This is a genomic window from Bacillus sp. UNC41MFS5 (assembly GCF_000686805.1).
Genome location: NZ_JMLP01000005.1, coordinates 392,356 through 404,602 on the forward strand (window position 1 = coordinate 392,356; position 12,247 = coordinate 404,602).

Annotated in this window: 11 protein-coding genes; 9 read left to right on the forward strand and 2 right to left on the reverse strand. The window is 37.2% G+C overall.

Annotation, left to right across the window (positions count from 1 at the left end):
• Positions 1-48: 48 nt before the first annotated feature.
• Positions 49-2,376, forward strand: coding sequence for a DNA internalization-related competence protein ComEC/Rec2 (locus tag BR30_RS0102010; RefSeq protein ID WP_026563517.1), 2,328 nt, complete (start codon positions 49-51; stop codon positions 2,374-2,376).
• Positions 2,377-2,448: 72 nt separating this feature from the next.
• Here the strand turns inward: BR30_RS0102010 and BR30_RS35590 are convergent, their stop codons facing one another.
• Positions 2,449-2,583 (reverse strand): YqzM family protein, encoded by a 135-nt coding sequence (locus tag BR30_RS35590; RefSeq protein ID WP_026563518.1) that lies wholly within the window; start codon positions 2,581-2,583, stop codon positions 2,449-2,451.
• 304 nt (positions 2,584-2,887) lie between these two features.
• Here BR30_RS35590 and holA point away from each other — a divergent pair, with 304 nt between their 5' ends.
• A complete protein-coding gene (gene holA / locus BR30_RS0102020) occupies positions 2,888-3,904 on the forward strand; it encodes a DNA polymerase III subunit delta (protein ID WP_026563519.1) in 1,017 nt (338 codons plus the stop codon).
• A gap of 43 nt (positions 3,905-3,947) precedes the next feature.
• Here the strand turns inward: holA and rpsT are convergent, their stop codons facing one another.
• Positions 3,948-4,208 carry a 30S ribosomal protein S20 gene (rpsT, locus tag BR30_RS0102025; protein ID WP_026563520.1) on the reverse strand — a complete coding sequence of 87 codons (261 nt, stop codon included), beginning with the start codon at positions 4,206-4,208 and terminating at the stop codon, positions 3,948-3,950.
• A 210-nt stretch (positions 4,209-4,418) separates the two neighbouring features.
• Here rpsT and gpr point away from each other — a divergent pair, with 210 nt between their 5' ends.
• The 7 genes from gpr (at position 4,419) to grpE (ending at position 12,246) form a co-directional block, all read left to right on the forward strand.
• Positions 4,419-5,543 (forward strand): GPR endopeptidase, encoded by a 1,125-nt coding sequence (gene gpr, locus BR30_RS0102030; protein WP_026563521.1) that lies wholly within the window; start codon positions 4,419-4,421, stop codon positions 5,541-5,543.
• A 126-nt stretch (positions 5,544-5,669) separates the two neighbouring features.
• A complete protein-coding gene (spoIIP, locus tag BR30_RS0102035; protein WP_026563522.1) occupies positions 5,670-6,866 on the forward strand; it encodes a stage II sporulation protein P in 1,197 nt (398 codons plus the stop codon).
• 19 nt (positions 6,867-6,885) lie between these two features.
• Positions 6,886-7,212, forward strand: a complete 327-nt coding sequence (locus BR30_RS0102040) for a DUF3679 domain-containing protein (RefSeq protein WP_026563523.1) — start codon at positions 6,886-6,888, stop codon at positions 7,210-7,212.
• A 116-nt stretch (positions 7,213-7,328) separates the two neighbouring features.
• A complete protein-coding gene (lepA, locus tag BR30_RS0102045; protein ID WP_026563524.1) occupies positions 7,329-9,164 on the forward strand; it encodes a translation elongation factor 4 in 1,836 nt (611 codons plus the stop codon).
• A 79-nt stretch (positions 9,165-9,243) separates the two neighbouring features.
• On the forward strand, positions 9,244-10,377 hold the full coding sequence (gene hemW, locus BR30_RS0102050) for a radical SAM family heme chaperone HemW (RefSeq protein ID WP_026563525.1): 1,134 nt from the start codon (positions 9,244-9,246) through the stop codon (positions 10,375-10,377).
• A gap of 132 nt (positions 10,378-10,509) precedes the next feature.
• Positions 10,510-11,541 (forward strand): heat-inducible transcriptional repressor HrcA, encoded by a 1,032-nt coding sequence (gene hrcA / locus BR30_RS0102055; RefSeq protein WP_026563526.1) that lies wholly within the window; start codon positions 10,510-10,512, stop codon positions 11,539-11,541.
• A gap of 105 nt (positions 11,542-11,646) precedes the next feature.
• The gene (gene grpE, locus BR30_RS0102060; protein WP_026563527.1) at positions 11,647-12,246 is read left to right on the forward strand and encodes a nucleotide exchange factor GrpE; all 600 of its coding nucleotides are present in this window, start codon (positions 11,647-11,649) and stop codon (positions 12,244-12,246) included.
• Position 12,247: the final 1 nt, after the last annotated feature.

Here is a 12,247-nt window from a genome sequence, read left to right on the forward strand (position 1 = left end):
GCCGGCTCCATAATGTTTATTATTAGAAACTTATATGGAGAAAATCAAATGAATGGAAAATATCTTTATTTTGCAATTGCCGCTATATTTGGTGTATTATCTGCACTTTATAAGTTCCTTCCTTTTTTCTTATTACAAGTCTTTACTCTTTATCTTCTATATAAATACAAACGTTTCTCCGCCCTACAACTAACAAGCATCACCATATGTTTTTTGATATTCTTGTTTATTGGCCTTCATTCTAATTCAATGAATCAATCGGTTATCCCCGCTGCTACAACAACCTTTACTCTTCAATATACTCAAGATCCCAAAATCGATGGCGACTTATTACAAGTGCAAGCGGTAGAACAGCGCTACAAGGAGAGTATCTTAATCCGCTACAACATTCCATCTGAACAGGAAAAAATAAATCTAAAAACAGAAATGTTTTATCAAAGATTATGCAGTGTATCTGGTACCTTGGAAAAACCGGCGATTGCCAAAAATCCTAATGCATTTAATTACCGAACTTACTTAGCAAGGAAGAATATTTATTGGATAATAGAAGTGCAAGAAAACCTGCTACAACATTGCACTCCGCTAAAACCATCTCCGTTCGTGATAATCAAACAACTGCGTTATAAAGGAATTAACTATCTCGAGTCGCACTTTCCACAGGAAATCGCTTCCCTTTCAGCCGCTTTAATTTTTGGTGACAGAAATTTATTTGACCCAGATGTATTATCTGCTTACCAAAAAACCGGTATTGTCCATTTGCTTGCGATATCTGGTCTTCATGTCTCCTTATTAATTGCGATGGTTTTTTATCTAGGAATCCGCTTCGGCCTTACGAGACAGTTCATGAATAATTTCCTTCTAATTCTTCTTCCAATCTATGTGATATTGACTGGTAGTTCGCCCTCTGTTATTCGCTCAGGGCTAATGATTTTTCTTGTCTTACTTACTGTGAAGTGGCGCACCCGCCTAAAGCTATTCCCGCATGATGCCATTAGTTTGGCTTTTATTGCTTATTTGATAGTTAGTCCAATGGTGGTTTTTGATGCTGGCTTTCAACTATCTTTTGCAGTGAGTCTGGTCATCATTTTATCTGCCAATAGTATTCTTACAGATTATGCAAATAATTTAACGCGAATGCTTGCGACCTCATTGATTGCTCAATTAGGGGCACTGCCTTTCTTGCTATATCATTATTTTGAGGTTTCATTAATCGGCATCATTGCCAATATGGTCTATATTCCGCTTTTTTCATTCCTATATCTTCCGGGATTATATCTTTTGTTTTTTATTCAGTTTATTTTCGGAAAAACTCCACTACTACTTAATAAATTCTTTTTAGCCATTATTACTGTCGCTAATCACCTTATTGAATATCTCGCCGATTTTACTTTCTTCCATTTTATCCCCGGGAGACCAAATTTGATTTTCCTCATCACTTATATTTTACTGCTGCTTGCTATTTTTTATCTTTGGGAGTCAAAAACGTATCCCAAAAGAAAGGCTTTCCTGATTTTTTTAAGTATCCTGTTGGTAATTTCACAAAAAAGTTGGAACTGGTTATCTCCATATGGGGAGGTAACAATGATTGATGTTGGTCAAGGGGATAGTATCTTAATCCATTTACCACATTCAAAAGGGACCTATCTCATCGATACAGGTGGAACCATGCACTTTGCTGAAGAAAAATGGCGAGAACGTGCAAAAGCCTTTGAAGTGGGAAGGGATGTAGTTGTTCCATTTTTAAAAGGAAAGGGAATAACGCAAATTGATAAACTAATTTTAACACACGGGGATATGGATCATATTGGGGGGACAATTTCGATTATTAAAGAGCTTAAAGTTAAACAAATCTTAATGCCTGCTGTGGTTGAACCATCGAGTACTGAACTTGATATTATTAAGGAGGCCAAAAAATTAAATATTCCTGTCATAAAAGTTTCGGCAGGCGATCAGTGGACAAATGAAGAAAATGGCTTTTATATTGTTTCACCAGAAAAGAATTATACGGGAGAAAGGAACGGTGGATCCATTGCTTTTATTGCTCAATTAGGAGGCGTAAGTTGGTTTTTCGGAGGGGATCTAAATCAAGCAGGGGAAGAGAAAATCATACATCAATATCCCCATTTACATATTGATGTATTAAAAGCTGGTCACCATGGCAGTAAAACTTCAAGTGCAGTTTCTTTTATTAATCAAATAAAACCCAAAGTTGCCCTCATTTCAGCAGGGGAAAATAACCGCTTTGGTCATCCCCATCAAGAGGTGCTTGAGCGCTTAGAAACAACAAATACGATTATTTTTCGAACCGATCAGCAAGGCGCAATCACCTATAAATTTTATCATCAGAAAGGAACCTTTTTACCTTATTTACCATAGGATAAAGCATCTTACTAATAAAAAAAGACTGCAGCAATGCAGTCTTCTGCCTAACACATATGTAGCCAATCATTACGAACCGATTACCTTAATGACTGTTGCAACAATAAACATTATGGCAAAAAAACCAAAAGAAACCCCAAATCCTACCCCAGAATCGATCGCGTCGTTTCGTTTACTTTGCACATCTTTTTCAAATTCATTCACAGTCTACCCCTCCTATTTCACATTATAGTATAAGTCATTCTCGAAAAAAAATCCAGCATACTTCAAATTGCTTTCCACAACTGACAAGAGTTGTCAAAATACTGAGACTGATAAACGGCTAAACTATAGTTACTTAAGGAACTCCGCCAGACAATAGAATATCCTAGGGCTTCTATTGCAGGCGTTCATTATAGATAGGGAATTAGCACTTTTCAAATAGGTGTTAATTCCCTTTAAAATGCTTGTCAAAATGGCCAAGCTTCTTTACCATAGGTATGAATGGAAAGAAGGGGAGCGCTGAAACATGGTAATGGATAGTTGGAAAAAAATCAAAAAAAAGGAATTTGCTCCTATTTATTTATTATTTGGAACTGAGTCTTTTTTAATTAATGAAACAAAGCAATTACTACTCAATCATATTTTGACCGAAGAAGAGAAGGATTTTAATTTTGCTAGTTATGATTTAGAGGAAACATCAATCGAGGTTGCCATCGAAGATGCTGAAACCTTTCCTTTTTTAGGAGAAAAAAAAGTTATCTTTTTACATAATCCTGTTTTTTTAACAGCAGAAAAATCCAAGGATAAGGCGGTCCACAACTTATCCAGGTTCGAAATGTATTTGAAAGAGCCCTCACCTTATTCGGTGTTAGTCATTTCGGCGCCATATGAAAAGTTGGATGAACGGAAGAAAATAACGAAGGAATTAAAAAGACATGCTGAAGTTGTTGAAGCTAAAAAGTTAAATGAACATGACTTAAAGAACTGGGTTAAGGGCAGGGCAAAGAACAGTGGGATTGAATTCGAACCAGATGCGATCGACCAATTATTGGCATTAGTTGGAACAAATATGTTTATGATTACCAGTGAAGTAGATAAATTGGCATTATATGCAGCCGGTGAAAAAAGAATAGACATAGGTTTAGTAGAGAAATTAGTGGCACGATCCCTTGAGCAGAATATCTTTACACTAATTGAAAAAGTAGTCCAGCGAAAACTTGATGAAGCGTTAAGGATTTATTACGATTTGTTAAAACAAAATGAAGAACCGATAAAGATTTTGGCCTTACTTGCAGGGCAATTTAGGTTAATATACCAAGTAAAGGAACTGTCGAGGAGAGGGTATGGGCAGCAGCAAATTGCTGGTTACTTAAGAACGCATCCTTTCCGTGTTAAGCTGGCACTCGGACAAGCGAATAAATTTACTGATGAAGAATTAGCCCATTTAATGGATCTCCTCGCAGAAGCAGATTACCAAATGAAAACCGGGGGCATGAATAAATCTTTATTAATTGAAATGTTTCTCTTTCATTTGAAGAAATAAAAAAAACGATTCCTTTGAAAGGGAATCGTTTTTTTTTACTAAATTAAAGAGAGTTAGTCTTTTTCATTAGACGAGATTTTTTACGAGCAGCAGCATTTTTGTGGATAAGACCTTTTGCAGCAGCCTTGTCTAATTTACTAGCAGCAGCAGCAAATACTTCTTTAGCAGCAGCACCGTCGTTAGTAGAAATTGCAGCTTCTACTTTCTTAACAGCAGTACGCATTGCAGATTTCGCAGTTGTATTTTGAGCGTTACGAGCTTCACTTGTTTTTACACGCTTAATAGCAGATTTAATATTAGGCATTACTTTCACCTCCTACAAAGAATCGAGACTATATGAACTCGACTTAACATTCCTAAAAATAATTCAGAACATGAAATATTTTATCAAATGGAAGGCTATAATGCAATACTGTTTTCACAGAAGAATATCATTTGCATGATTTAAGATGGTAAGGGCAAAAATAGGAAATAGTTGCTAGACTTTTGAAAGATTTGATGGGAGTGAATATTAATGGATAAGTCAATTGACTTAAGTCAATATTCTGTTCGAACGGATTTGGCGATTGAAGCTAGAGAGATGGTCCTTACACAGCAAAAAGGGTCAGTCGGGCAAGAGAAAGATCTTTCGCAAATTGAAGGCGTGATTATTAAGGAAAAAGATGTGGATGACATAAAGATTTCTTTAGTCGAAGTGACAAAACAAGGCGAACAGCATCTGGGAAAAAAAGCAGGCAGGTATTTAACTGTTGAAGTACAAGGGATTCGCCAGCAAAATACAGAGGTACAGCAAAAGGTGGAGGAAATTTTTGCTAGAGAGTTCTCCTACTTTTTGGAGGGGTCTGGAATAAAAAAAACAGATTCATGTCTTGTGGTGGGTCTAGGTAATTGGAATGTGACCCCGGATGCCCTAGGACCGATGGTGTGTGAAAATTTGCTGGTTACCCGCCATCTGTTTCAGTTGCAGCCGGAAAATGTAGAGGAAGGCTTCAGGTCCGTTAGTGCCCTTTCACCAGGTGTTATGGGATTAACGGGGATTGAAACAAGCGATATTATTTTTGGTGTAGTGGAAAAAACAAGACCTGATTTTGTTATTGCTATTGACGCCCTTGCATCTCGTTCGATTGAACGGGTTAATTCAACCATCCAAATTTCCGATACAGGTATACATCCTGGTTCGGGGGTTGGTAATAAAAGAAAAGAATTGAGTAAAGAAACCTTAGGGATACCTGTTATTGCAATTGGGGTTCCGACCGTGGTAGATGCTGTGTCCATTACAAGTGACACCATCGATTTTATACTTAAGCACTTTGGAAAAGAGCTTAAGGAGGGCAATCGTCCTTCAAGATCACTTGCACCAGCAGGCATGAGTTTCGGTGAAAAGCGAAAGTTGACTGAAGAGGACTTACCGGAAGAAAAGCACAGGAAAACCTTTCTTGGAATGATTGGGACCTTAGAAGATGAGGAGAAAAGAAAATTAATTTATGAAGTTTTATCTCCAATTGGTCATAATTTAATGGTTACTCCTAAGGAAGTTGATGTTTTTATTGAAGATATGGCCAATCTTATTGCCAACGGTTTAAATTCTTCACTTCATGGTGCTGTTGACCAAGGGAATGCTGGCTACTATACAAAATAAAGGAACGACGAGAGGCATCTTTCAAATCTATTTATTTGAAAGGATGCCTCTTAAGTTAAAATTCGGGTTCTACCAATTCTAGTAGCTTCATATCATTTACTAGAATACGTTTTGCGAGGTGGAACCATGAAAGCTAGAAATTCAGGAACTTTTGTTATGGTGCAAGGGACAAGTCTACTTAAAGCCGCTGGATTATTGTTACTATTTATACTATTGATTTTCTCTATTAGTGGATTATTAACCTCGTTAAAGCCACAATATCGACTTATGTCGTCTTCGGTTAATCAGGCAGCAACAAATGTGAATGGGGAATTGCTCTATCAATTAATGGGTTGGGAAAATCATCATTTCTTGTCGGTTGAACAAGATTGGACTTCAACTCCTACTTTAACGAACTTGGTATTTAAGTTATCAAGCAATATTAACTTAAATGATCCCCGCAGTCTCCTTGGTAGAGAGCTGCCAGGATTTTATCAATTTGATGGTAAAATTCTAGTGGCTGGTGAAGGGACAAACTACACAAATATGCCAATTGAATCTGCCCCGCCCATTGAAATAATGAAAGCAGAGCGAGAGGCATCGTTACAAAATTTAGAGGGTTTAGAAAAGCCTGAGGATGAAAATTCACTTCCTGCACCTAGTCAGACAACAGGCTCACGTAAGGTTGTCTATCTATACTTTACACATAACAGGGAATCTTATTTGCCCTATTTAAAGGGTGTTACCAATCCGAATTTAGCCTTTCATTCAAAAATCAACGTAACAAAAATTGGTGATCACTTAAAGACAAGTTTGGAAGATAGAGGAATTGGAACCTTTTTAGATAAAACGGATGTTCAGGCAAACCTCAATAAAAAAGGTTTGAAATATCCTAGTTCTTACCAGGAATCCCGCTCAGTTGTTCAAACGGCAATGGCATCGGATCGTGATTTACATTACTTTATCGATATTCATAGGGATTCTAACCGCAAAGATAAATCAACCATTACAATTAACGGAAAGTCATATGCAAAGCTCGCCTTTATCATCGGCGGTAAAAATCCAAATCATGAGAAGAACGAGAAATTAGCAACCGAACTGCATAAAAGTTTAGAAAAAAAGTATAAAGGTTTAAGCAGAGGTGTTTTCGTGAAATATAGTGGGAATGCTGTTTATAATCAAAACCTATCAAATAATGTAATCTTGATTGAATTTGGCGGTGTTGATAATACGTTTGAAGAATTAAATCGTTCGGCTGATGCCCTTGCCGATGTGTTTAGTGATTTTTACTGGGAGGCTGAAAAAGTTAACCAGGATGTTGAACAATCAACAAAAGAACAATAGATGTAAGGGAGCATTTTTTATGAAGATGTTCATGTTAAAAAGCTTATGCTTGGCTGCTCTCATGTTAATCTCTGTTTTAGTAGGTATGCAATTGGCTAATGATGGTATTCATAAAATGAAAGGCTATGATGATCCAAACTTTCAAAATGCTGTTCGTTTAAATGGGACAGACAATAACTTTCAAGCTACCTTCTTGGGAAACGAAATCTCAAGTCATGATCTTGAGGCTAAGCAAAAGAAACTCGAACAAATAAGTGCATATAATTTTTTCTCTTCTATGGGGAAGAAGATGTCTGAGGGGATATCAGGGGTTTCTGAAAAATTAGTTCATCTTATTGCTGATTAAAATAATCGAAGTGGCACCAGTTGGGTGCCGCTTTTCGATTTTGATTGAATCTTGTTAATCCTATTGATATAATTCAAAATAGTGTATATGTGCGAGTATAGTAGGAGTGAAAGACCGTGAACAATAATGAAAGACTCAAACGACAATCAAAGATTAGAAATTTCTCAATTATTGCCCATATCGATCATGGGAAATCAACATTAGCTGACCGAATCTTGGAGAAAACCAATGCATTGACCTCTCGGGAAATGAAAGATCAGCTCCTTGATTCGATGGACCTTGAAAGAGAACGTGGAATTACCATTAAATTAAATGCCGTCCAGTTAACATACAAAGCAAAAGATGGAGAAGAATATATTTTCCATTTAATTGATACACCGGGACATGTCGATTTTACGTATGAGGTATCAAGGAGCCTTGCAGCATGTGAAGGGGCTGTTTTAGTCGTTGACGCTGCACAAGGAATTGAAGCACAGACACTAGCCAACGTTTATCTAGCCCTTGATAACGACCTTGAAATTTTACCAGTCATTAACAAAATTGACTTACCTAGTGCAGATCCAGAGCGTGTTCGAGGAGAAATTGAGGATGTCATCGGTTTGGACGCTTCGGAAGCCGTGTTAGCTTCAGCAAAGGCTGGGATTGGGATTGAAGAAATCCTTGAACAAGTCGTTCAAAAAGTCCCTGCACCACAGGGAGACCCAGAAGCACCATTAAAGGCCCTTATTTTCGATTCTCTTTATGACGCCTACCGTGGTGTTGTCGCGTACATTCGTGTGGTCGAAGGAACAGTTAAGGTGGGCGATAAAGTAAGAATGATGGCTACCGGGAAAGAATTTGAAGTAAATGAGGTAGGCGTATTTACACCAAAAGCAACCATGCGTGATGAGTTAACCATTGGTGATGTTGGCTTTTTATCAGCATCAATAAAAAATGTCGGCGACACTCGTGTGGGGGATACGATTACAAATGCAAAAAATGGGGCAACAGAGCCACTTCCAGGTTACCGGAAACTAAACCCAATGGTTTACTGTGGACTTTACCCAATTGATACAGCGAAGTTTAATGATCTGCGTGAAGCACTTGAAAAGCTTCAGTTAAATGATTCTTCCCTTCAATTTGAACCAGAAACTTCACAAGCACTTGGATTCGGTTTCCGTTGTGGATTCTTAGGATTGCTTCATATGGAGATTATTCAAGAACGGATTGAACGCGAATTTAAAATTGATTTAATTACGACAGCACCGAGTGTTATCTATCATGTTCATATGACAGATGGCTCTGAAATAAGGGTCGACAATCCATCAGATTTACCGGATCCACAAAAAATTGACCGTGTCGAAGAGCCTTATGTTAAAGCTACTATGATGGCTCCAAATGATTATGTAGGGACCATTATGGAACTTTGCCAACAAAAACGTGGTATTTTTGTGACAATGGAATACCTGGCAGAAAATAGGGTAAGTATTATCTATGAGATGCCATTAGCAGAAATTGTTTATGATTTCTTTGATCAATTGAAATCAAGCACTAGAGGTTACGCATCCTTTGATTACGAGCTCATTGGTTATAAACCGTCCAGCCTTGTTAAAATGGACATATTGTTAAATGCTGAAAAAGTGGATGCATTAAGCTTTATTGTCCATAAAGACTTCGCCTATGAACGAGGGAAGATTATTGTTGAAAAACTGAAGGAGCTAATTCCAAGGCAGCAGTTTGAAGTTCCTATACAGGCAGCAGTAGGTCAGAAAATTATTGCACGTTCTACAATTAAGGCTATGCGTAAAAACGTTTTAGCCAAATGTTATGGCGGAGATATTTCCCGTAAACGAAAATTATTAGAAAAGCAAAAAGAAGGTAAAAAGCGGATGAAGCAAGTAGGATCCGTTGAAGTACCACAAGAAGCATTTATGGCTGTCTTAAAAATGGACGATAGCAACACAAAAAAATAAACTAGCTGGGGGTTAGGACAAGCCATTTTTTCAGGCGAATTCTAGCCTCTTTTTGTTGAAGAATGAGGAAGTGAACGAAATGATTAAATCAGCCTATCTCCATATCCCTTTTTGTGAGCATATTTGCCATTATTGTGATTTTAATAAAGTATATCTAAAGGGGCAGCCGGTTGATGACTACTTAAAAGCACTTGAACAAGAAATGAAACTGACTTTAGCCCAATTTCCAACAACTGCTCTTGAAACGATATTTGTTGGTGGGGGTACACCGACATCGTTAAATGAGAAGCAACTTTATCAATTTTGTGAAAGTATTAACAGAAATTTACCAAAGCATGAGACTATAGAATTTACCTTCGAGGCGAATCCTGGTGACTTAACGGCAGGGAAATTAGAAATATTAAAAGAGGCTGGGGTTAACCGGATTAGCCTTGGAGTTCAAACGTTTAATGAGGAACTACTGCAAAAAATCGGCCGTGTCCACAAAGCGAAAGATGTATACCAAACAATTGATAACGCAAAATCTTTAGGATTTGAAAATATCAGTATTGATCTTATCTTTAGTTTACCTTCTCAAACTCTCTCAGATTTTAAAGAAACATTAAAAGAGGCTTTTTCGCTTGATATCACACACTATTCTGGCTATTCCTTAATCATTGAACCAAAAACAGTTTTTTATAATTTACTGAAAAAAGGAAAACTGCCAACTCCTGGTGAGGATGTGGAAGCTGCGATGTACGAATTGCTAATGGAAGAAATGGAAAAGCATGGCTTCAACCAATATGAAATTAGTAATTTTTCTAAACCAGGGTATGAGAGCAGACATAACCTTACCTATTGGAATAACGATTCCTATTATGGGTTTGGGGCAGGTGCACATAGCTATTTAAATGGGATAAGACGTTCGAATATTGGTCCCTTAAAAAGGTATATGGAGCAAATAAACAATGGGATCCTGCCGGTAATGGAAGAACATCAAACTTCAAAAATTGAGCAAATGGAAGAAGAAATGTTTTTGGGGCTGCGAAAAACTGCCGGTGTTTTCATTCCTCATTTTATTGAAAAATTTGCGAAAGACCCCCTTCAATTATTCGAAAAAGAGATTAGTGAATTAACGGCAAAACAGTGGTTAGATGTGGGAAAAAATCATATATTTTTAACGAAAAAGGGGAGACTGCTAGGAAATGAGGTATTCCAGGCATTTTTAAGGTAAGCAAGATAATAATTATTGTCTTGATAAAAGAGGTTTACTGTTCTTTTTGATTGACACCATCCCCCTTCATTTGATAATTTATTAATATAATTAGCACTCGTTAACTAAGAGTGCTAACAGAGGTGATGAATGTTGCTAACAGATCGTCAATTGTTAATTCTTCAGGTTATTGTTGATGACTTTATTCGATCTGCCCAACCAGTCGGCTCAAGAAGTTTGTCAAAAAAGAAAGAGATTTCTTTCAGTTCGGCAACCATTCGAAATGAAATGTCCGACCTTGAAGAGTTGGGGTATATTGAAAAGACACATACCTCTTCAGGTCGTGTCCCGTCGGAAAAAGGATATCGCTATTATGTGGATCATCTATTGTCTCCGCAGGTATTAAATCAACATGATACATCTATCATTCAGTCGATTTTTGCAGAGAAAATTTTTGAATTTGAAAAAATTATCCAAAGGTCCGCAAAAATATTATCGGACTTAACGAACTACACATCAATTGTTCTAGGTCCGGCTGTTAGTATTAATAAGTTGAAAAAAATTCAAATTATCCCGTTAAACAAAGAAACAGCCGTAGCTATTTTTGTTACTGATACGGGCCATGTAGAAAATAGGACCTTTTCTTTACCAGCATCAGTAGATGCCAGTGATTTAGAAAAAACAGTAAATATTTTGAACGATCGTTTATCAGGCGTTCCTCTTGAAGACCTAAATGATAAGATTTATAAAGAAGTAGCAATGCTTTTAAGGCAGCATATCCATGGTTATGACTTCATGCTGCATACTATCGCAGATTCATTAAAAATGCCAGTTAATGAAAAACTTTTCTTCGCTGGAAAGACCAATATGTTAAGCCAGCCAGAGTTTCATGATGTAACAAAACTCCGCAGCCTATTAACGATGATTGACCAGGAAGAGTGGATTTATAATTTAATCAGAAATGATTCGGCTGGAATTCAGGTGAAAATTGGTACGGAAAATAATAATAGTGTCATGGATAATTGCAGCTTAATCACAGCTACCTACTCGGCTGGTGTTGAAAATTTAGGGACGATCGCCATTCTAGGCCCTACAAGGATGGAGTATTCCCGAGTCATTAGCTTATTACAATTTTTAAGTAAGGATTTAACGGCTGTATGGACGAAATTGTATCAAAATAAATAGCTCGGGTAATATTGAATATGGGTGAAATACCTGTTTCACCCCCCTTTACTATGAAGATGAATTATCCTATAAATGACAGCAAATGCTTTAAGGGAGGTGAGTAAGTTGACAAATGAGAATAACAAAACGTTAAATGAAGAAATGGAAGTTGAAAGTACTGATAATGTTGAACTTACCGAAGAAAAAACGGTTGAGACTGTTTTTGACGAAGGTGCAGCAGCAGAACAAGCAGAGGATTCAGTGGTTGATGAAAAGGACCAAGAAATTCAATTGCTGAAAGAAAAGTTAGAGGAAGCAGATAATCGATATCTACGCTTGCAAGCAGACTTTGATAATTTCCGGAGACGTTCTAGATTAGATCTAGAAGCGGGCCAAAAATATAGAGCACAAAAACTTATTACAGATTTATTGCCTGCAATTGACAACTTTGAAAGAGCAATGAAAATTGAAGCAGATAATGAACAAACTAAGACACTTTTACAAGGAATGGACATGGTTTACCGCAGTTTGCTTGATGCCCTGAAAATTGAAGGTGTTGAACCAATTGAATCTGTAGGTAAAGAGTTTGATCCGCATCAGCACCAAGCTGTCATGCAGGGTGAGGATGAGAACTATGGCTCAAACATTGTCACTGATGAATTTCAAAAAGGTTATTTATTAAAAGACCGTGTTATCCGACCTGCAATGGTGAAAGTAAATCAATAAA